General features: G+C 65.0%; 20 protein-coding genes. 8 read left to right on the top strand and 12 right to left on the bottom strand.

Annotated features, from left to right (window positions below):
• The first annotated feature begins 117 nt into the window (after positions 1–117).
• The 3 genes from JOZ79_RS02805 (at position 118) to ribA (ending at position 2,777) form a co-directional block, all read left to right on the top strand.
• A complete protein-coding gene (locus JOZ79_RS02805) occupies positions 118–708 on the top strand; it encodes an outer-membrane lipoprotein carrier protein LolA (protein WP_294070258.1) in 591 nt (196 codons plus the stop codon).
• A gap of 222 nt (positions 709–930) precedes the next feature.
• Positions 931–1,725 (top strand): exodeoxyribonuclease III, encoded by a 795-nt coding sequence (locus JOZ79_RS02800; protein WP_294070256.1) that lies wholly within the window; start codon positions 931–933, stop codon positions 1,723–1,725.
• Positions 1,722–2,777, top strand: coding sequence for a GTP cyclohydrolase II (gene ribA, locus JOZ79_RS02795; RefSeq protein WP_294070253.1), 1,056 nt, complete (start codon positions 1,722–1,724; stop codon positions 2,775–2,777). The genes JOZ79_RS02800 and ribA overlap by 4 nt, the downstream gene beginning before the upstream one ends.
• On the opposite strand, the gene JOZ79_RS02790 is transcribed toward ribA, so the two are convergent.
• Together JOZ79_RS02790 and JOZ79_RS02785 are read right to left on the bottom strand one after the other, a co-directional pair.
• The gene (locus JOZ79_RS02790) at positions 2,774–3,445 is read right to left on the bottom strand and encodes an HAD family phosphatase (RefSeq protein ID WP_366514787.1); all 672 of its coding nucleotides are present in this window, start codon (positions 3,443–3,445) and stop codon (positions 2,774–2,776) included. The genes ribA and JOZ79_RS02790 overlap by 4 nt on opposite strands.
• The gene (locus tag JOZ79_RS02785; protein WP_294070248.1) at positions 3,442–4,098 is read right to left on the bottom strand and encodes a YggS family pyridoxal phosphate-dependent enzyme; all 657 of its coding nucleotides are present in this window, start codon (positions 4,096–4,098) and stop codon (positions 3,442–3,444) included. The genes JOZ79_RS02790 and JOZ79_RS02785 overlap by 4 nt, the downstream gene beginning before the upstream one ends.
• 23 nt (positions 4,099–4,121) lie before the next feature.
• On the opposite strand from JOZ79_RS02785, the gene JOZ79_RS02780 reads away from it, so the two are divergent.
• Entirely contained in the window at positions 4,122–4,679 is a 558-nt protein-coding gene (locus tag JOZ79_RS02780; protein ID WP_294070245.1) for a thiamine phosphate synthase, read from the top strand.
• Positions 4,680–4,681: 2 nt separating this feature from the next.
• Here JOZ79_RS02780 and JOZ79_RS02775 read toward each other — a convergent pair whose 3' ends face one another.
• Positions 4,682–5,401: a porin gene (locus JOZ79_RS02775; RefSeq protein ID WP_294070242.1), complete on the bottom strand. Its 720-nt coding sequence runs from the start codon at positions 5,399–5,401 to the stop codon at positions 4,682–4,684.
• 190 nt (positions 5,402–5,591) lie between these two features.
• Between JOZ79_RS02775 and JOZ79_RS02770 the strand changes: the two genes are divergently transcribed.
• The 4 genes from JOZ79_RS02770 to holA are packed head-to-tail and all read left to right on the top strand — an operon-like array spanning position 5,592 to position 10,062.
• Positions 5,592–6,029: a DUF3576 domain-containing protein gene (locus tag JOZ79_RS02770; RefSeq protein ID WP_294070239.1), complete on the top strand. Its 438-nt coding sequence runs from the start codon at positions 5,592–5,594 to the stop codon at positions 6,027–6,029.
• Positions 6,030–6,038: 9 nt separating this feature from the next.
• Entirely contained in the window at positions 6,039–8,558 is a 2,520-nt protein-coding gene (gene leuS / locus JOZ79_RS02765) for a leucine--tRNA ligase (RefSeq protein ID WP_294070236.1), read from the top strand.
• The gene (gene lptE / locus JOZ79_RS02760; protein ID WP_294070233.1) at positions 8,555–9,049 is read left to right on the top strand and encodes an LPS assembly lipoprotein LptE; all 495 of its coding nucleotides are present in this window, start codon (positions 8,555–8,557) and stop codon (positions 9,047–9,049) included. The genes leuS and lptE overlap by 4 nt, the downstream gene beginning before the upstream one ends.
• The gene (holA, locus tag JOZ79_RS02755) at positions 9,046–10,062 is read left to right on the top strand and encodes a DNA polymerase III subunit delta (RefSeq protein ID WP_294070230.1); all 1,017 of its coding nucleotides are present in this window, start codon (positions 9,046–9,048) and stop codon (positions 10,060–10,062) included. Before lptE ends, holA begins: the two co-directional genes overlap by 4 nt.
• A gap of 11 nt (positions 10,063–10,073) precedes the next feature.
• On the opposite strand, the gene JOZ79_RS02750 is transcribed toward holA, so the two are convergent.
• The 9 genes from JOZ79_RS02750 to hemE all read right to left on the bottom strand — a co-directional run bounded on the left by JOZ79_RS02750 (position 10,074) and on the right by hemE (position 19,004).
• Positions 10,074–10,967, bottom strand: coding sequence for a ParB/RepB/Spo0J family partition protein (locus JOZ79_RS02750; RefSeq protein WP_294070227.1), 894 nt, complete (start codon positions 10,965–10,967; stop codon positions 10,074–10,076).
• Entirely contained in the window at positions 10,964–11,746 is a 783-nt protein-coding gene (locus JOZ79_RS02745) for a ParA family protein (RefSeq protein WP_294070224.1), read from the bottom strand. Before JOZ79_RS02745 ends, JOZ79_RS02750 begins: the two co-directional genes overlap by 4 nt.
• Entirely contained in the window at positions 11,743–12,351 is a 609-nt protein-coding gene (rsmG, locus tag JOZ79_RS02740) for a 16S rRNA (guanine(527)-N(7))-methyltransferase RsmG (protein WP_294070221.1), read from the bottom strand. The genes JOZ79_RS02745 and rsmG overlap by 4 nt, the downstream gene beginning before the upstream one ends.
• Entirely contained in the window at positions 12,348–14,030 is a 1,683-nt protein-coding gene (gene mnmG / locus JOZ79_RS02735; RefSeq protein ID WP_294070218.1) for a tRNA uridine-5-carboxymethylaminomethyl(34) synthesis enzyme MnmG, read from the bottom strand. Before mnmG ends, rsmG begins: the two co-directional genes overlap by 4 nt.
• Before the next feature lie 36 nt (positions 14,031–14,066).
• On the bottom strand, positions 14,067–15,350 hold the full coding sequence (gene mnmE, locus JOZ79_RS02730; RefSeq protein WP_294070215.1) for a tRNA uridine-5-carboxymethylaminomethyl(34) synthesis GTPase MnmE: 1,284 nt from the start codon (positions 15,348–15,350) through the stop codon (positions 14,067–14,069).
• 12 nt (positions 15,351–15,362) lie between these two features.
• Positions 15,363–16,007 (bottom strand): YjbE family putative metal transport protein, encoded by a 645-nt coding sequence (locus tag JOZ79_RS02725; RefSeq protein ID WP_294070212.1) that lies wholly within the window; start codon positions 16,005–16,007, stop codon positions 15,363–15,365.
• 10 nt (positions 16,008–16,017) lie between these two features.
• Complete coding sequence (gene rho, locus JOZ79_RS02720) at positions 16,018–17,274, bottom strand: transcription termination factor Rho (RefSeq protein WP_294070209.1); 1,257 nt, start codon at positions 17,272–17,274, stop codon at positions 16,018–16,020.
• A 219-nt stretch (positions 17,275–17,493) separates the two neighbouring features.
• Positions 17,494–17,934, bottom strand: coding sequence for a CopD family protein (locus tag JOZ79_RS02715; protein WP_294070302.1), 441 nt, complete (start codon positions 17,932–17,934; stop codon positions 17,494–17,496).
• Positions 17,934–19,004, bottom strand: a complete 1,071-nt coding sequence (gene hemE, locus JOZ79_RS02710) for a uroporphyrinogen decarboxylase (RefSeq protein WP_294070205.1) — start codon at positions 19,002–19,004, stop codon at positions 17,934–17,936. Before hemE ends, JOZ79_RS02715 begins: the two co-directional genes overlap by 1 nt.
• Positions 19,005–19,279 lie beyond the last annotated feature (275 nt).

The raw sequence follows: 19,279 nt of genomic DNA, 5'->3' as shown, positions 1-19,279 counted from the left end.
ACCGTTCCTGAACCGCACGGAACTGCCAAGTTCAGTGCGCATTCAATGGCGGATGGCCAGTCCGGCCTGCCAAATCCCGGAGTGTCGCAGATGAGTTTCGCAAGGAGTTTCGCGCGCGTGGCCGCGCCCGTGGCGATCGTTGCCGGGGCCGTGCCCGCCGGCGCCGCGCAGGACAGCGCCGACCTCAGCCACGTTCGCGACCACATCTCCACCGTCCAGACAATGACCGCCGACTTCGTCCAGACCGATGCGCAGGGTCGTTCGGCTGCCGGTACGCTCCAGCTTAAGCGACCGGGGCACATCCGATTCCAGTACGGCAGCGGCGACCTGCTTCTGGTCGGCGACGGCAAGAGGCTGTGGTTCCTGGATTACCAGGTCGGGCAGAAGAACAGCTGGGACATCAACAAGACGCCGCTCGGCATGCTTCTGGCCGCGAATCCGGACGTGAGGCGCATCGGCCACCTCGTACCCAATCCCGATAAGCGCATCGTCGTCGTGCGCACCAGCGGCAGCGGCATCATCGGCACGGGCACGCTGGTCCTGGCCTTCCTGCGCTCGCCGTCGGCGCCGGCGGGCCTTCAGCTCTACGGCTGGACGGCGATCGATGCGCAGAACAAGCGAACGACCGTCCGGCTGTCCAATGTTCGCTATAACGTGCCAGTGCCCGACGGCGCCTTCACCTTCAGGATGCCGGTCAAAGCGCGTTGAAAGCGGGGCAAGACGGGGAAAAGTCCGTTTCAGTTCGGGACTTGTTCATCGCTGCGTCAGGCGAGCCCGCGTAAACGGAAGATCGATCCGCAATGGCTTGGGGTTTCCCCCTGTTACCCGGGCCGCGGATCCCTTGCGTGACGAACGCTAGGCGGCCCTCGCTCCATGCCCCCGGAGCGGGGGCCTTTTGCTTGTCGGGGCGGACAGGCTAAGCGGCAGCGGGTGAGCAAGACGCTGAAGATCGCATCCTGGAACATCAATTCGGTGCGCGCACGTCTTGCGCTCGTAGAGCGTCTGATCGCCGACGAGCAGCCGGACATCCTCTGCCTGCAGGAGACGAAGGCGCTCAATGACGTCTTCCCGGTCGAGCTGTTCCACGGCCACGGTTATCGCCACCAGCAGCTGAATGGCCAGAGGATGCACCATGGCGTCGCCATTCTGAGCCGGGTACCGCTTGCCGATCCCGGCAAGCACGACTGGCAGGACAATGGCGAAGCGCGCCATATCGGAGTTCGACTCGAGTGCGGCATTCGGCTCGAGAACGTCTATGTGCCAGCTGGCGGCGACACGCCGGACCGCCTGGTGAACCCAAAGTTCGGACAGAAGCTCGACTTCATCGAGCGAATGACGCGCTGGTCCGAAGGCTTGAAGGAGCCGTCCATCATCTTGGGCGACTTCAACGTCGCGCCGCTCGAGTGCGACGTCTGGAGCCACAAGGCGCTGCTCAATGTCGTCAGTCACACGCCGGTCGAGGTCGACGCGCTTAACCGGCTGCGCGACGCGCATGACTGGATCGACATTGGCCGTCGCTTCGTGCCGGCGCCGGAGCGCTGCTTCACCTGGTGGAGCTATCGTTCGCCGGACTGGACCAAGAACGACCGTGGGCGGCGACTGGACCACATGTGGGCGTCGCCGGAGCTTGGCGGTCATTTGAAGGCGCATCGCGTGCTCGAGCCGTGCCGAAAGTGGGAACGGCCGTCCGACCATGTGCCCCTGATCTGCGAGATCGAGGCTTGAGCGACCCCACTGCGCGTGTCCGGCGGGCGATTGCCCTTCTGCGGGCAGGCCGGCCCGTGCGAATCGACGGCGTTGGAGCGATGGCCGTGCTGGCGGTCGAGACAGCGACGCCGGACATGCTGGAGGTCGTCGACTCGGATCGAGCGGCGCGGTTGCTGATCAGCGGTGAGCGCGCGGCCGGTCTCGCACTGGCAAATCGACGCGACGCCGCCGATTCCGCAGTGCCGGTGCTGATCGCCCGCGAGGCGTGGCTCGACGGGCCGGCGGCGCTCGCCCTCGCCGACCCAGGTCGCGACCTCGATCGCACCCTGATTGGGCCGTTGATCCCCGGACCACTCGACTTTCCCGACGTGGCCCGGACAGGACTCCAGCTCGCCAGGTCCGCGGGGCTGCTGCCGGCCCTGTGGGTGCTTCCCCCGACCGAGGGCGCCGAATCGTTCAGCGTCGACGATCTCCGGAAGAGCGCCGGCGCCGTTGAGCTCCTCGCCCGCGCGAAACTGCCGCTCGATGATATGCCGCCGACCCAGATCGTGGTCTTCCGCACACTTGCCGACGGGCAGGAGCATGTCGTTCTCGTAATCGGCGCGTTCGGCGGTCAGCCGCCGCTGGTCCGCCTGCACAGCGAATGCCTGACCGGCGACGTCTTCGGCTCATTGAAATGTGATTGCGGCCCGCAGCTGAAGGAGGCGTTGCGGCTGATCGGCGCTGCAGGAGGCGGCATCCTTCTCTATCTTCGCCAGGAAGGACGAGGCATCGGCATCGCCAACAAGATCCGCGCCTATGCCTTGCAGGACCGGGGACTCGACACCGTGGATGCCAACCGGCGGCTGGGCTTCGCGGACGACGAGCGCGGCTATGCCGAAGCCGCGGCGATGCTGAGGGCGCTCGGCGTCGATCGGATCCGGCTCCTAACCAACAATCCGAATAAGGTCGCCGGGCTCGAAAGCGCCGGCATCGGCGTGGTCGAGCGCGTCGGCCATCACATGCCGGCGAACCCGCACAACGCCGACTATCTCGCTACCAAGCACAGCCGCAGCGGCCACCTGGGTTAGAGTTCGAGCAGCCTCCGCACATCGTCGAAAGTGTAGGCGATCTCACGAACGCCCACGTCCTGGAGGAGCCTGTCATGCCCGTCGGAGCAGTGGGCTCCGGCGGCAAGTCCGATCACTCGCGCGCCCGACGCCAGCGCGCCGGTGGCGCCGACCACCGAATCCTCGAGGATCGCGCTATCGGCGATCGGAACGCCGATCTCCTTCGCTGCATGCAAATAGATGTCCGGTTGCGGCTTGCCGCGATCGACGTGTTCGCGTCCGCTATAGAGGTGATCGCCGAAGTCTTCCGCCAGGCCGAGATGCTCGAGATGGCCGCGGATCCATTGGGTCGAACTGGACGAGGCGACCGCGCGCGGCAGATCCCGCGGAAGCGAGCGCACGAACTCGACGGCGCCCGCGACCGCGGCAATCCCGTCGCGCAGCAGTACCCGGCTGCGTGCTCGCACTCGGTCATGGAAATCAAACGGCAGCTTGGTACCGATCCGCCGCTCGATCGCGGCGACGAAATCGGGGCCGGAAAGGCCTGTATAGTGCCGATTCGTCTCGGCAACGCTGTGATCGTGACCAAGTTCGGTGAGGAGCTGGGCGAGGTGACGATTGCCCTCATACTCGCTTTCGAGGAGCACGCCGTCGAAGTCGAAGATCAGTCCGCGCGGCCGCACCGTCATTCCTCGAACAAGGCCGTGCCGACGCGGACCGCGGTCGCTCCGAGCATGACGGCGGTGCGATAGTCGGCGGACATCCCCATGCTGAGCCCACTGACGCCATGACGGCGGCCAAGCTCGGCAAGCAGAGCGAAATATGGTGCGGGATCGAGTTCATGCGGCGGGATGCACATCAGCCCGGCCAGTGGCAGCGGCGAGGCCCTGACCGAGGCGACCATCTCGCCAACGTCGCCGATCGCGCAACCGCCCTTCTGCTCTTCCTCGCCAATGTTCACCTGGACATACACTTCAGGGAATCGGCTTGCCTTCTCCGCTTCGGTCACGAGAGCCTGGAGAAGCGATGTCCGGTCGAGCGCGTGGATGACATCAAACAATCGTATCGCCTCGGCTGCCTTGTTCGATTGCAGGCGGCCGATCGCGTGCAGTCGGACGCCCTCGTTGCGGGCGATCAGCGGCGGCCATTTGGCAATCGCTTCCTGAACCCGGTTCTCGCCGAAGTCCCGCTGGCCTGCCGCGAGAAGCGGCGCGATCTCATCGGGGGTCCGGCCCTTGGTGACGGCGACGAGGCGAACGTCCCCCGGCTCGCGGCGTGCGAGCCGGGCCGCGGCGGAGATCGTGTCGAGAATGTCTCGCCGGCGGCCGGCAGCGTTGCTCATCGGAGGCCGCTATAAGAAGGCCCATGACCGCCCGCCAGACACGTTTGCCGAGACAATGGCTGATGACGGACGAGCGGCTCGAGTCGCGGTTGTGGGAAGCGATCGACCGGCTCCCCGACGGCCAGTCCGGAATCGTCTTCCGCCACTATGCGACGCCGGCAGAGGATCGGCGGACGCTGGCGCGGGACATTGCGGCCGCCTGCCGATCCCGCGCGATCGCGCTCGCCATTGCCCGGGATTGCGTCCTCGCGGCGGAGCTCGGAGCAGCACTCGTGCACAATCCGGACGGCCCGTCGGCGTTGCCGATATCCATGGCCGTGCACGACATGGCCGATGCCGCCCGGGCTCGGGATCGTGGCGCTGCACTGATCTTTGTCTCGCCCGTTCACGCCACCCGGTCGCATCCCGGGCGGCAGCCGCTGGGGCCCACCCACGCCGAGGAGATCGCGCGGTCGGCAGGCGTGCCGGCCATCGCGCTCGGCGGAATGGATGAACACGCGTTCGCCGCCTTGTCGGCAGGCGCATTCCACGGCTGGGCCGGGATCGACGCGTGGCTAGTGAGAGATGGCCCCGGCGAGTAAAGTTAGAACTTGAATGCGGTGCCGACGTAGACGGCCTGACTGTCGCGCCGGTCGTCACGAAGGGCCGACAGCCGCTCGCGGTCCACCTGGTAGCGGACGCCTCCGGTTAGGTCCAAATGCCGCGACAGCGAATAAGAACCGCCAACGTCCAGCGAGTAGGCGTCGCCTTGGCGAAGCGCGGCGACAGGCCGGCCGTCCGCCTTATCGGCACCGACCGCCACCCGGCCTGTAAACCGCGGGATGGAATAGCTGACGCCGACGACGGCGGTCTCGCGTCCGCCAAGCGCCTGGTCGGCGGCCTTGGTCTTCGCAACGTCGCCCGAAACTGCAAATCGTCGCCAGCCGAGCGCCACGCCAAGATTATAGCTGGTCGCAGTCAGAGTTGTCAGGGGCGCCGGAGCGCTGGCCGCGACGACGCCGGTCGCTGCCGGAGTGACGGCGCGGGCGCGTATCGCAACCCGCAGCTGGGACGGACGGCCCTTCGCCGCGGCGGGCGTGAAGGTCAGGTCGGTGAGCGAGAGCGGCCGGTTGGCGAACGCCCTCGCAAGCCGCGGGTCGCCGTTGGCCGGCGTAAACGAGGAAATGGGATCGAAACTGAGCGCCACGGCGGGCGGCCGCTTCTTAGCCTGGCTTGTGGCCGCGAGCGCCGGCGACAGCGCAATGCCGGCGACGGCGCAGAGCGCCGCCCCCAGAAATGCCGCCGATGTGCGCAGGCTACTCAACCTGTCAGACTCCCCGATTACCGAGTCGATATAGTCCGGCCGGCCTGAAGGTTCCATGAGCGGAATCGATTCATCCTGGCGCTGTTGCTGAGTCACAACAATCACGCTCCGGGACGGGACATGCTTGCGAGCGGGCCTTGACCTCTTATAACGCACGCCAACCGCGTTGACGCTCTTCGAGGACGACCGAATGCACCGCCTGCCCAAAGCCGCCGCCGCACTGATCGCCCTTGCATTGGCGACGGGAGGATGCACGCACCGCCGCGTCGCGCCGTCCACGGCTCTGGCGCCGGCGCGGATGACGACGATCGGCGTCAACGCCTATTTGTGGCGAGCGGCGGTGGACACGGTGTCTTTCGCCCCGCTGCTTCAGGCCGATCCAAGCAGCGGCGTCATCATCACCGACTGGTACACCAGTCCGCGGGCCCCCGGCGAGCGGGTCAAGCTGACGGTCTCGATCCTCGACCCGGACCTGCGCGCCGATGCGCTTCGCGTCGCTGCCGCCCGCCAGGTCCAGCAGAACGGCGCCTGGGTCGATGCGCCGGTCACCGCCGCGACGACGCAGAAGCTCGAGGACATCATCCTGACCCGGGCCCGCGATCTGCGCCGCGCCGCACTCCCCGAGTAACGGGCCGGCATGAACGGGCGCTTCGACCCGAGCGTGGCCGACCGCCGCTGGCAGGCGCGCTGGGCCGACGAGGGCTGCTTCGCCGCCCACAGCGAGAGCAACAAGCCCAAGACCTACGTGCTGGAGATGTTCCCTTATCCGTCGGGACGCATCCACATGGGCCACGTCCGCAACTACACGATGGGTGACGTCATTGCCCGTTATCGGCGTATGCAGGGGCATGAGGTCCTTCACCCGATGGGATGGGACGCGTTCGGAATGCCGGCTGAGAATGCCGCGATGGAGCGCAAGGTGCACCCGGGCGAATGGACCCGGTCGAACATCGCGAACATGCGGGGCCAGTTGAAACGCCTCGGGTTTGCACTTGACTGGGACCGCGAGCTCGCCACCTGCGACCCCGATTATTACGGCCATGAGCAGGCGCTGTTCCTCGACCTGTTCGAGGGCGGCCTGGTCTATCGCAAGGAGAGCGAGGTCAACTGGGACCCGGTCGACATGACCGTGCTCGCCAATGAGCAGGTGATCGACGGCAAGGGCTGGCGGTCGGGCGCGGCCGTCGAGCGGCGCAAGCTGTCGCAATGGTTTCTGAAGATCACCGACTTTGCCGAGGATCTGCTGGAGGGCCTGGGTACGCTCGACCAATGGCCCGACAAGGTTCGGCTGATGCAGGAGAACTGGATCGGCAGGAGCCAGGGTCTCCAGTTCGACTTCCGGATCGCCGAGCCGGTCGGCGGGATCGACACGGTCGCGGTCTTCACGACTCGGCCCGACACGATCTTCGGGGCGAGCTTCGTCGCCGTAGCGGCTGGCCATCCGCTCGCCGCAGCGGCGGCCGAGCGCGATGACAAGGCCCGCGCCTTCGTCGACGAATGCCGAACCGGCGGGACGAGCGCCGCCGAGATCGAGACTGCGGAGAAGAAAGGCTATCGCACGCGGATCGAAGTCGTCCACCCGCTCAACCCCGACTGGCGGCTGCCGGTCTACATCGCGAACTTCGTGTTGATGGACTATGGCACTGGCGCGATCTTCGGGGTCCCCGGCCACGATCAGCGCGATTTTGAATTTGCGACGCGGTATCAACTTCCGATTCGCCGCGTCGTGGCGGCATCGCCGGAACTCGCATCCCAGCCGATCGGGACAGAATCCGAGAACGCGCCGGGCATTGCCGTTAATTCGGATTTCCTCGACGGTCTAACCACATCTCAGGCCGTGTCCGAAGTTGTTCGCCGGGCCCAGACCACGGGTTGGGGCGAGGGAAAGGTGCAGTACCGCCTGCGCGACTGGGGTGTGTCCCGACAGCGGTACTGGGGCACGCCGATCCCAATCATGCACTGCGCGGGCTGCGGCGCCGTCCCGGTGCCGCGCGACCAACTTCCGATCGAGCTGCCACAAGACGTCAGCTTCGACGTGCCCGGCAATCCGCTCGACCGCCACCCCACCTGGAAGCATGTCACCTGCCCGAGTTGCGGCGGCGATGCGGTCCGTGAGACCGACACGCTCGATACATTCGTCGATTCGAGTTGGTATTTCATTCGCTTCGCAAGCCAGCCGAAAGACAAGCCGTTCGACCGCGCCGAAGCCGAGACGTGGCTTCCCGTTGCGCAATATATTGGCGGCGTTGAGCACGCGATCCTGCACCTGCTCTATGCACGTTTCTGGACTCGAGCGCTGCAGCGCATCGGCCGCCTCGGCGTTGGTGAGCCGTTCCGCGGCCTGTTCACGCAAGGGATGGTCACGCACGAAACCTACAAGGCCGGCGACGGCAGCTGGCTAAGCCCCGACGAGGTCAAGCGCGACGGCGACGATTGGGTCCACATCGAGAGCGGTCATCCGGTCACGCCCGGCCGAATCGAGAAGATGTCCAAGTCGAAGCGCAACACCATCGACCCGGAGCCAATCGTCGACCGCTACGGCGCCGATGCGGTGCGCTGGTTCATGCTGTCCGACAGCCCGCCCGAGCGGGACCTCGAATGGTCGGAAGCAGGGATCGAGGGCGCCTCGCGCTTCGTCCAGCGTGTGTGGCGCTTGGTCATCTCCGGTCGAGCCGGCGAAGGCGAGGACGAAGGGCTGCGCCGCAAGCTTCACCGCACCACAGCGGCGGTGGGCGAGGCGATCGATGGATTGCAATTCAACAAGGCCGTCGCTGCGCTTTACGAGCTTGTCAACGCGATCGAAAAGGCGCCGCCCTCCGCCACCCGCGCCGAGGCGGTCCGGACGCTGGTCCTGCTGACCGCTCCAATGGCGCCTCACCTTGCCGAGGAATGTTGGGCGACTCTCGGCGGGCAGGGTCTCGTCGCCGACGCGCAATGGCCCGCGTTCGACCCCGCTCTTCTCGTTGACGACCAGGTCACGCTCGCGGTCCAGGTCAACGGCAAGCTGCGCGACACCCTTTCCGCGCCGCGCGGGCTCGACCGTGCAGCTGCCGAAGCGCTCGCCCTGGCGTCAGAGAAGGTCCAGCGCCAACTCGACGGAGTGGCGCCGCGCAAGGTGATCGTCGTGCCCGACCGTCTCGTCAACGTTGTCGCATGAGGCGCTCGCTGGTCCTCCCTGCGATCGCGCTGCTCCAGGCCTGCGGACTGCAGCCTCTTTATGGTGGCGGCAGCTCGGGACCAGTGGCGACGACGTTGCGATCGGTCGAGGTGTCGCCGATTCCCGAGCGCACGGGCTGGCTCCTCCACAACAAGCTGGTCGACCGCCTCGGCGAGGGCGGCGCTGCGCCACCCGCCTATCGACTGGATGTCACTCTCGACGACAACATCACCTCGTTCGGCATCCGCAGCGACCAGGCGGCGACCCGCGAGCGGCGGACCTTGCGTGCCCGTTACCAGCTTGTCGACCTCGCCACCGGTACGGTCGTCCTGGATGCAACAGCGGGTTCGGATGCCGGCATCGACATCGTCAGCTCCGAATATGCCACCGTCGCGGCCGAGCAAACCGCCGCCGAGAATCTCTCGGACGTCGTCGCCGACCAGATTGTGGCCCGCCTCGGTGCCTTTGCCCTTCACGCGTCGGCGCGGTGAAAACCAGCAAGGCGGCGATCTCCCGGGCGGTTGCGCAGCCCGACCCAGCGATTCGATTCTACCTGTTCCACGGCCCCGACGAGGCGCAATCGCGCGGGTTCGGCGAGCAGCTGCTCATCGGGCTCGGTGCCAACAGAGAGATGATCACCGGGAGCACGCTACGCTCGGATCCGGCACGCCTGACCGACGAGGCTGGCGCCCTGAGTCTCTTCGGGGGCAAGAGTCTTGTGTGGATTGAGCCGGCAGGCGACGAGATTGCTCAGGCGGTCGAAGCCCTGCTCGCCGCGCCGGCGGTCGAGAAGGCGGTGGCCGCCATCGCCGGCGATCTCCGCAAGACCTCCGCGTTGCTTAAGCTCGCGGAAGCCGCGCCGGGGGTCGTCTCCTTCAAATCCTACGTCCCCGAGGGGCAGGATGCCCGTCGCATGGTCACGGACGTGGGCCGGCGCTTCGGCCTCAAGGTCGAGCCTGGTGCTGCCGCTCGGATCGCCGATGCCTGCGGCAACGATCAGGCGATCGTGACTCGCGAGCTCGAGAAATATGCCTTATACGTGGATGCATCGCCGCAATCCCCGCGAGTTCTCGGTCACGACGCCATCGATGCGGTCGGCGCGGCTTTGCCAGAGGGCGAATTGCTCCACCTCGCGGACCTGGCTCTGGCCGGGCGGATCGAGCAATTGTCGCAGGAGTTGGCGCGCCTGCCGGGTGCGCTCGAGGCGATCCCGGTGGTGCGATCGCTGCAGCGCCGTCTGCTGATGCTCGCTCCCGCGCGCGCGCGGATCGAGCGCGGCGAACGCAGTGACGCAGTCATGACGTCAGTCGGCAGGTCCTTGTTCTGGAAGGATAAAGCGTTGTTCGAGACGCTTCTTCAGCAATGGTCGTCAGACGACCTCGCCCGACTCTCGGAGCGCGCCGGGAAGCTGGAGCGATCATTGATCTTCAGTTCCGTGCCGGACCAGGCGATGCTCGGCGAAGAACTGCTTGCGATCGCCCGTGCGGCGCGCGGACGCCGCTAGCAGACAGCGTATCAGATCGGCTCGCCCGACAGCCGCTGGCAGATCATGTCGAGCTGATCGAGCGTGCTGTAATGGAGCAGTACGCTGCCGCTGTTGCCATGATGGTGGACCTTGACCCGCAGGCCGAGCAGGTCGCCGAGCTGCCGCTGCAGCGCTTCGAGGTCGGCGTTGGCCGCCTTCGCGGCGTTGCGGGCACTGGCGCGGCCGATCGCGTCAGCAATCCCGGGTCGCGCCTTCTGAGCGAGCCTTTCCGCTTCGCGAACCGAAAGTCCCTGCGCGATGATCTCACGCGTCAGGCCCTCCGGGTCTTCCGCCGAGGCAATCGCACGCGCGTGGCCCATGCTGATCTCACCACGGACCAGCGCCTGACGCACGAATTCGGGCAAGTCCAGCAGCCGGAGCAGGTTGGCAACGTGGCTCCTCGACTTGTGCACGATGCGGCCGACATCGTCCTGGGTGTGGCCGAACTGCTCGATCAGTTGGCGGTAGCCCTCGGCTTCCTCAATGGCGTTGAGATCCTGTCGCTGGACGTTCTCGATCAGCGCGATCTCTGCGGTCGACGCATCGTCTATGTCGCGGACGATCGCAGGAATGGCATGAAGCTGTGCCAGCTGTGCCGCTCGCCAGCGTCGCTCGCCGGCGACGATTTCGAATCCGTCTTCTTCGACCGGCCGGACCAAGATCGGCTGCAGAACTCCCCGAGCCGCAATCGACTTAGACAATTCGTCGAGCGCGGCCTCGTCGAAATAGGTGCGAGGCTGGTTCGGATTGCGTCGGATACGCGCGATCTCAATTTCTCGCACGCCGCGATCCTGTTCGGCTGAGCTCCCGCCCGGCCGAGCTGCTTCGCCGAGAAGCGCGGAGAGGCCCATCCCTAGCCCACGGTTCGGACGCTCGCTGCTCATGCCGCCTCCGCCAGTTGCGGGCACCGCCGAATCAACTCGCGGGCAAGATTGATGTAGGCTTCCGATCCCGGACACCGCAGATCGTAAATCAGCGCCGGCAGCCCATGACTCGGCGCTTCGGATAGGCGTACGTTGCGCGGCACGACTGTCTCGAAAACGGCATCGCCAAGGCAGGCACGGACATCCTCCGAAACGGCCTGGGACAGGTTGTTACGCCGGTCAAACATCGTCAGCGCCACGCCCAGGATCGACAGATGAGAGTTGAACGACGATCGTATCCGATCGACCGTTTGAAGCAGCTGGCTCAGCCCTTCCAGGGCAAAGAATTCGCACTGGAGCGGCACGAGCAGGTGCTGCGCGGCGACCAGTGCATTGACGGTGAGAAGACCGAGCGACGGCGGACAGTCGATCAGGCATATATCCCAACGGCCCTCGGGAACGACGACCAGCGCGCGCTCCAGCCGACGCGCCCGGTCTACAAGCTCGACCATCTCCACCTCGGCGCCCGAAAGATCGACGGTTGCTGGCAACAGATCGAGGCGGGGGACCCGCGTCGGCATTGCGCTTTCAACAACGCCGGCTCGTCCGATCAGGACGTCGTAGCTCGACCGAGCGCGAGCTGAAGCTCCAACGCCCACGCCTGTGGAAGCATTACCCTGCGGATCCAGATCAATCAGGAGCACCCGGGATCCGATTGCCGCAAGCGCTGTGGCGAGGTTAATGGCGGTGGTGGTCTTCCCGACGCCGCCCTTCTGGTTCGCGATCGCGATGCGGATCATGTCTTCGCCCTCACCCCTTTCCCGACAACGATGAACGACTGCGCGTCAGTGACACTTCGTTCCACGTGGAACATACCTTGCCACGTCCGCTTCGCTTCGGCCAGTTCGGATAACGCGCCTCGTCCCTTGGGAAGCACCCACCGTGTCTTTCTTGTGGACAGATGCTGGGATATTCCGAGCAGCTTAGCCAGCGGAGCGACGGCGCGCGAAGTTATAAGGTCATATTTGCCGCTCACGTGTTCGGCTTTGCTACAGAGAACCTCCGCTTCGAGTCGCAGCGAATCGACGACCCTGTGGAGAAACTCCGCGCGCAGTCGCCGCGGTTCCAATAACGTGCAACGCCCCGCGACAATACATGCGATCACGATTCCCGGGAATCCTGCCCCGGACCCGATGTCGAGCCACGACGCTTCGGGCCGCGTTTCGTACCGGCAAAGCTGTGCCGAATCGAGCACATGCCGTTCCCATAGAGTGTCTAGGGTTGCACTGGACACAAGGTTTTGGCGCGAACTCTCCTCGCGGAGCAGATGGGCATATCGCTCGATTTTCTCGAGTGTTTCACGTGAAACGGGCCGTCCGGCGGCCTTCGTGAGCTCGTCGATCACGCGGTCTTTCCGGACGCTCCGGCGGCTACATACAGCGCCGACAACGCAGCCGGCGTAACGCCGGGGACGCGCGATGCCTGGTTAAGCGTCTCGGGCCGCGCATGCTCTAGCCTCTCGGCCATCTCCGTTGAAAGACCAGGAACGCGGCGATAGTCGATCAGCGGACCGAGTACCAAGGCCCGATCACCGGAAAGCGCGTCCCACTCACGCTGCTGCCTTCCAACGTAGGGCGAATAGAGCGCGTCCGCTTGCCCTTCCTGCGTCTCGGCCCAAGCTGGTAACGAGCGCCGCCGCTGATGCATGATAATATGCGCACGGCGGTCTTGCGATACGCAATCAGCCTCTAACGCCGCTTGCCCGAGGCGGGACGTGGCATTGTCGGCGCGTAGGGCTAACCGGTGCTCGGCGCGAGCGGTCAACATCCGGTATGGCTCCGTGACCCCCTGGATCGTGAGGTCGTCGATCATTACGCCTATATAACTTTGCTGTCGGTCAAACCGCACAGGAGCGAGGTGCAGAGCGTGCGCGGCGGCGTTCAGGCCCGCAGCGAGCCCTTGCGCGGCCGCTTCTTCATAGCCCGTAGTGCCGTTGATCTGCCCAGCGAGGAACAACCCCGGAACGTCGCGAACCTCGAGCGTTGAGCCGAGCCGGCGGGCGTCGACATACTCGTATTCGACCGCGTAGCCCGCTCGCACCATCTCTACGGTTTCCAGGCCTTCGACACTGCGAAGGAAGTCGAGTTGGACGTCCGCCGGCAGCGAAGTCGAAATGCCATTGGGATAGACCAGATGATCGCTCAATCCTTCAGGCTCGAGGAAGATCTGGTGCGAATCCCGTTCCGCGAATCGGCGAACCTTATCCTCGATCGATGGGCAATAGCGCGGGCCGCGACCTTGGATAGCGCCACCGAACAGCGGCGAGTGATCAAAGTTTCGCCGAATGATTGAATGCGATTTTTCATTTGTGCGCGTGATTGCGCAACGTATCTGAGGCTGCCGCACGCCTTCATCGAGGGCCGACATGGTCCACGCCTCGCTATCGCTTGACTGCTCCTCGAGGCGCGCCCAATCGATCGTCCGGCCGTCAAGCCGCGGCGGAGTGCCAGTCTTTAGACGTCCTTCAGCCAGACCGATCTCTCGAATCTGTTGTGCCAGGACCGCAGACGAAGTTTCACCCCACCTGCCGCCCGCGACCACTTCGTTACCCAGGAACATCCGGGCATCGAGAAACGTGCCGGTTGCGATCACAATCGCGTGACATCCTACCGCGCCTACGCTCGTCTCGAGCCCCGTTACGCGACCGCGGGTTTGCACCACGCGTAGCGCTTCAGCCGGGAGCAACTCGACATCGCTTGCGGCGAGTAAGTCGGCAACCGCGCGCCGATATAGCTTGCGGTCAGCTTGAATTCGGGGACCCCAGACCGCCGGCCCCTTGCTCCGATTGAGCATGCGGCGGTGGATCGCCGCTCGGTCCGCTGCACGGGCCATGAGCCCATCGAACACGTCAAGTTCACGGACGAGATGGCCTTTGCCCACCCCTCCGATCGACGGGTTGCATGACATCTTACCGACGTCGTCCGGGCGAAAGCTTAGAAGGCCCACGCGCGCACCCCGACGCGCTGCTGCTGCAGCAGCTTCGCAGCCCGCGTGGCCAGCGCCGATCACAAGAACGTCGTGCATCAGGGGGCTCTTAGACTAGGCATGTTCCACGTGAAACTATTTGCCCAGGCAGAATCGCGCGAATAGCGCGTCGAGGACATTTTCGACGCCGGCGCGGCCAGTCAGACGATCGAAGGCGCTGCGGGCATGTCGCAACTCTTCCGCCAAGATCGAAAGCTCGGTCGCGCAGGCGGCAGCGCGGAGTGATCGCTGCGCTGCGCCGATCAGGTCTGCCTGCCGCCGGTTCAAGGCGATCGCGCCTTCGCCCGGCAAAATCGTCCCTGCCAACTCCGCGAGCCGCTCAAGCAAGGCGGCAACGCCCGCGCCCGTCAAGGCAGAGACCGGAATCATGCCCGCCGGTACTTCCTCGCGCCCAGCCAGGTCGGCCTTCGCGTGAACGAGCACGAGCCTAGGGTGGACAGGCGCCTCCGTTGCAGCTCCGAGCCAGACGACGATATCGGCAATCTTGAGCAAGCTCCTCGCGCGTTCAACGCCGATTGCCTCAGGCTCGTCCTCGGCCGCGCGGAGGCCGGCCGTGTCCGTAAGTCGCACCGGAATGCCTGCGATCGACAAGGGTACCTCGATATGGTCCCGCGTCGTACCTGGAACATCGGTCACGATCGAGCGCTCCTCGCCCGCTACGAGATTCACCAAACTTGACTTGCCCGCGTTCGGCGGACCGGCGACGACGATCAGCAGGCCGTCCTTAAGCGGCTCAACGCGAGGACGGCACAGCCACTGCTCAAGATCTGACGCCAAGGCGTCACAGCTGGCGATAAATTCGGGGTCCAGTGCCTCGTCCACGTCGTCATAATCGATCGCCAGCTCCGCGATCGCCGACAGTTCCAGGAGCCTGGCCTGCCACTGCTCGATCTGGCGCCGGAGCCCGCCCTCGGCGATGGCTAGCGCTGCCTTGCGCTGGCTTTCGGTCTCTGCCTCGAGAAGGTCCGCGAGGCCCTCGGCTTCCGAGAGGTCGATGCGCCCACTCTCGAACGCGCGGCGTGTAAACTCGCCCGGCCGCGCCTGCCGAAGCCCATCGATCGCGGCGAGACGGGACAGCACGACTTCGACGACGGCTCGGCCGCCGTGGCAGTGGAATTCGACCACGTCCTCTCCGGTTGCGCTGGCGGGCCCGTTGAAACGCAGCACGAGCGCCTGGTCGAGAAGCTCATCCGTCGCCGGGTCACGGAGCTCACGAACAGAAGCGACGCGTGGCACGGGCAGGTCACCGGCGATCCGACTCGCCGCGGCATGCGCCTGAGGCCCGCTGATCCGAATCAGGCCGACGGCGGCAGGCGGTCGCCCGCTCGACAAAGCGAAGATGGTGTCCAGGGTGCGCATGGCCCGCTGCCCTCAGGCAAGCAGCGGCGCGACGTCGTGCCACCCCTCCCAGACCATCTTTACTGCGACGTACAGGATCATCGCCAGTCCAGCCCAGGCAAGCAGCGGAAAGCGGTGAACCAACCGCGCAACAAAACTGGCCGCGACGCCCATGAACGTCACCGACAGGACCAGCCCCACGAACAGCACTGCGGGGTGCTCGCGCGCCGCCGCAGCGACCGCAAGCACGTTGTCGAGGCTCATCGACAGGTCGGCGAGGGTGATCTGGATCGCTGCCTGAAGGAATGTCTTGCTTCGGGCAGGCCCCTCAATAGCGGGCGTTGTGGGATCGTCGGCAGGTACGTCCTTCCCTCTGCGGAGCTCGCGGAACATGTTGTAGGCGACAACCAGCAAAAGCAGACCGCCGGCAAGCAGCAAGCCTTTGATTTTCAACAGCTGAGTCGCGACCAACGCGAATCCAATGAGGAACACGACCGCAATTGCGACCCCGAGCATGATTACCCGCCGCCGATCTCGCGGCGGCAGTCCCGAAGTCAGTGTCCCGATGATGACGACATTGTCGCCGGCCATGGTCAGGTCGATCAGGATAACCTGCGCAAGCACGGCGAGCCCAACGGGCGTCAGCAGTTCCGCGAAGTCGAGCATGCCATGCGGCACGGCCGCCCCCTTACTGATTCATCGACGCGAAGAAATCCTCATTCGACTTGGCATCCTTCATCTTGTCGAGCAGGAACTGCATCGCGTCGACGGTTCCCATCTGCATGAGGATCCGGCGCAGCACCCACATCTTGGTGAGCGTCGCCTGCTCGACAAGCAGCTCTTCCTTGCGGGTACCGGACTTGCCGACGTCCAGCGATGGGAAGATGCGCTTGTCGGAAACCTTGCGGTCGAGCACGATCTCGCTGTTGCCGGTGCCCTTGAACTCCTCGAAGATAACCTCGTCCATCTTGGAACCGGTATCGATCAGCGCAGTCGCGATAATCGATAGGGACCCACCCTCCTCAATGTTGCGCGCCGCACCGAAGAAGCGCTTCGGCCTCTGCAGTGCGTTGGCGTCAACACCGCCAGTCAGAACCTTGCCGGAGCTCGGCACCACCGTGTTGTAGGCACGGCCGAGACGGGTGATCGAGTCGAGGAGGATGACGACATCCTTCTTATGCTCGACGAGGCGCTTGGCCTTCTCGATCACCATTTCAGCAACCTGGACGTGGCGCGACGCGGGCTCGTCGAAGGTCGAGGAGATCACCTCGCCCTGGACCGAGCGCTGCATGTCGGTGACCTCTTCCGGCCGCTCGTCGATGAGCAGAACGATCAGGAAAACTTCCGGATTGTTGTCGGTGATCGCGCGAGCGATGTTCTGCAGCAAAACCGTCTTGCCGGTCCGCGGCGGAGCGACGATCAGCGCGCGCTGACCCTTGCCGAGCGGAGCGACGATGTCGATCACCCGCGCCGACTTGTCCTTGATCGTCGGATCAAGCGTATCGAGGCGAAGCTTCCTGTCAGGGTAAAGGGGCGTCAGATTGTCGAAGTTGACGCGGTGCCGGACCTGGTCGGGATCGTCGAAATTGATGGTCGTAACGCGAGTCAGGGCGAAATAGCGCTCACCCTCCTTGGGCCCACGGATCTCGCCCTCGACGGTATCGCCGGTGCGAAGACCGAAGCGCCGGACGATCGACGGCGCGACATAAATGTCGTCCGGACCAGCGAGATAATTCGCCTCAGGGCTCCTGAGGAAGCCGAAGCCATCGTTCAGCACCTCAATGGTGCCGGCGCCCATGATTTCGACGCCATTCTCAGCCTGAACCTTTAGGATGGAGAACATCAGGTCCTGCTTGCGGAGCGTGGAAGCGCCCTCGACACCCATCTCCTCGGCCATTGCAACGAGTTCAGCGGGCGTCTTTTTCTTCAAGTCTTTCAAATGCATAGATTGATCTTTTCTGGGAATTTCGGAGGGATTTCTGGCGCGGCCGACCGACAGGAACGCTTCTGGAAAGCGCGGCAGGACGCCGCTTGGAAGGACGCAGCAGCCGGCGAAAAGGAAGAACTGGCCGAACAGCCGTCTTGAGTCGGACGTATGGTTGCGCAGCCGCGCTGTCAATCAGCCTCGTCGATCCGTCGCCGGAAATGCGATTGCCCGAGCAAGCTAAAAGGGCTTGATGACCACCAGGACGACGATCAACGCCGCAGCGATGCCAGGCACTTCGTTCAGCATCCGAAGCGTCCGCCCGGATGTAGACCGCTGCCCCTGCGCGAGCCTCTTTCCATAAGCGCCGAGCCAGCCCTGATAACCTGTCAACAGGATGACGAGCAGCAGCTTCGCGTGAAACCAGCCCATCGTCCAGGCGCCGATATCGAGGGCCAGCATGAGCCCGAGGACCCAGACGATGATCATCGCCGGAGTCAGGATGATCGACCGCACCCGCGCCTCGCGCTCGATCCAGGCGCGGTCTTCCGGCGACCCGACAGGCGCTTCCTGGTGGTAGACGTAGAGCCGCGGCAGCAGGAACAGGCCCGCCATCCAGAAGATCACGAAGGTGATGTGCGCGGCGAGCACCCAGTAATGCGCGGGCCCCAGCCATCCGATCAGCCGATCCACTGTGCCCCCTTCACCAGTCGAGTGAGCTCCTCGACATGCGCGACAGGCGTGTCCTGAAGGATGCCATGCCCGAGGTTGAAGATGTGTGGCCTCGCCGGGAAGGCGTCAAGGATTCGCCGCACTGCCGATTGCAACGGCTCACCGCCGGTGAGCAGCGCCAGCGGATCGAGATTGCCTTGGACTGGCAGGCCGGAGGGTAGCTCACGGTCCGCCCAGACGGAATCAACGGTCTCGTCGAGACCGACGGCGCTAACCCCCGTCTCGCGCGCATACGCGGCGATCTTCCCGCCGGCGCCCTTGGGGAAGCCAATAACGGGCAACTCCGGGAAGCGTGATCGAAGCTTCCCGGCCAGCCGCGCGGTCGGCGCGATCACCCAGCGTTCGAATTCGGAAGGCGCAAGGCTTCCTGACCAGCTGTCGAACAGCTGCACGGCGTCGGCCCCAGCCTCGACCTGACCGCACAGATAATCGAAGGTCACCGCCTCGATCCTCTCGACGATCGCAGCAAATGCCTGGGGGTCGCCATAGGCCAACCGCCGCGCTTCGGCCTGCTCGCGGCTGCCCTGGCCGGCGACCATGTAGGTCGCGACCGTCCAAGGCGCTCCAGCGAACCCAATCAGCGCCTTTTCGGACGACAGCCGCTCCCGAACCTTCCGCACGGTCTCATAGATGGGCTCGAGCCGCGCCGGGTATTCCGTCAGCTGCTCGAGCTTTGCAACGGCGAGCGGCGGCGTCAGGCGCGGGCCCTCACCGGCAACGAAGGTCAGGTTCTGCCCCAGAGCGAAGGGCACGATCAGGATGTCGGAAAACAGGATCGCGGCGTCGAACTCAGGGAAACGCTCGATCGGTTGCAGGGTCACCTCGGCCGCCGCGTCGCTGTCATAGACGAGGTCCAGGAAGCTGCCCTTCTCCTCACGCAGCTGGCGATATTCGGGAAGATAGCGTCCCGCTTGCCGCATCAACCACATCGGCGGAGGGTCTCGACGCTCACCGCGCAGAACGGCAAGCAAGGGCTTGGCAAAGCCGGGACGCGACGGATCGTCAGGCTCGAAGGCCACGCTCTTCTCTTTCTCTTATTATATTTAGAAGAAGTTTGATGTTGTTATTGGGCGGGGGACAGTGGGGTTTAGGCAGCGGTCCCGCATTTGCCAACAAGCAGCCCAAGATGCCTCCCTCTGCATCCTCGCGAGTCGGCCTGATTCGCACCCGGGATTCACAGGCTGGGGACGGGATTCATCCCCGTGGATAAAGAGATGAACAAGCCCTCGTTGCCTGTCGGCTTTCCCTTGCGTTGAGCATGCCCCCACGACCGGGCTAGGGTTCCAGGCCATCT

The organism is Sphingomonas sp. (assembly GCF_019242355.1).
In the GTDB taxonomy this organism is placed as follows: Bacteria; Pseudomonadota; Alphaproteobacteria; order Sphingomonadales; family Sphingomonadaceae; genus Sphingomicrobium.
This window is presented reverse-complemented; position numbering and strand designations above follow the sequence as displayed.